Consider the following 1,091-nt stretch of genomic DNA (forward strand, 5'->3'; position numbering starts at 1 on the left):
GTTGATAGGCCGGATCTGGAAGGCGGGTAACCGCTGGAGGTGACCGGTACTAATAGGCCGAGGGCTTGTCCTCAGTTGCTCGCGTCCACTGTGTTAGTTCTGAGACAACGAACAGTTGTCGGCTAGAGCTTGAACCACACAACAGAAAAGTGTGCTTGTTCGCTCGAAACCATTAGGGTTTCGGTGGTCATAGCGTGAGGGAAACGCCCGGTTACATTCCGAACCCGGAAGCTAAGCCTTACAGCGCTGATGGTACTGCAGGGGGGACCCTGTGGGAGAGTAGGACGCCGCCGAACAATCTTTGGAGGACCCCTGGTCCCAGCGTTCACGCTGGGACCAGGGGTCCTTTTGTTTTTCCAGAAACACAGTCCGGAGCGCGCCGAGTAGCTGGCTGCGCGAGAATGACTTGCGGTACCGAAGACAGGAGTCACCGATGTCCACCAACTCTCCCGAGGACCGACCGGAGCGCGACGAGCGGCGACGGGACAGTGGTGACCGCGGCGACCGTGGCGGGTACCGCGGAGGCCCGAGCCGTAGCAACGATCGAGGGAACGACCGCGGCGGCAGTGGCGGCACCGGCGGCAGCGGCGATCGCGGTGGCTACGGCCGTCGTGACGACAACCGTGGCGGCGCCCCTCGCCGCGACGACCGAGGCAGTAGCGGCGGCGATCGCGGTGGTTTCCGTGGGCGTGATGACCGTTCCGCCGCCCCGCGTCGCGATGACCGGCCGGCCGGTCCCCGTCGTGACGACCGTGGTGGGGATCGCGGTGGGTTCCGTCGTGACGACAGCCGTGGCGGTGGCGATCGCGGTGGGTTCCGTCGCGATGACAGCCGTGGCGGTGGCGAACGTCCGCCGTTCCGGCGCGACGACAATCGCGGCGAGCGGCCCGCGTTCCGTCGTGACGACCGCGACAACCGTGGTGAGCGTCCCCCGTTCCGGCGTGACGACCGCGGCGACAACCGAGGCGAGCGTCCTGCCTTCCGGCGTGACGACGACCGTGGTGACCGTGGCAGCTACCCCCGCCGCGATGACCGTCGTAGCGATGACAACCGTGGCGATCGCGGTGGTTTCCGTGGGCGTGATGACCGTG

Annotated in this window: 1 rRNA gene and 1 pseudogene; both read left to right on the plus strand. The window is 66.5% G+C overall.

Annotated features, from left to right (window positions below):
• Positions 1 to 179 precede the first annotated feature (179 nt).
• A 5S ribosomal RNA gene (gene rrf, locus ACIQBL_RS40205) occupies positions 180 to 296 on the plus strand.
• Positions 297 to 406: 110 nt separating this feature from the next.
• Positions 407 to 1,091 (plus strand): annotated as a pseudogene (locus tag ACIQBL_RS40210) (RNA helicase); the annotation flags it as partial.

The organism is Streptomyces sp. NPDC088350 (genome assembly GCF_044753545.1).
In the GTDB taxonomy this organism is placed as follows: Bacteria; Actinomycetota; Actinomycetes; order Streptomycetales; family Streptomycetaceae; genus Streptomyces.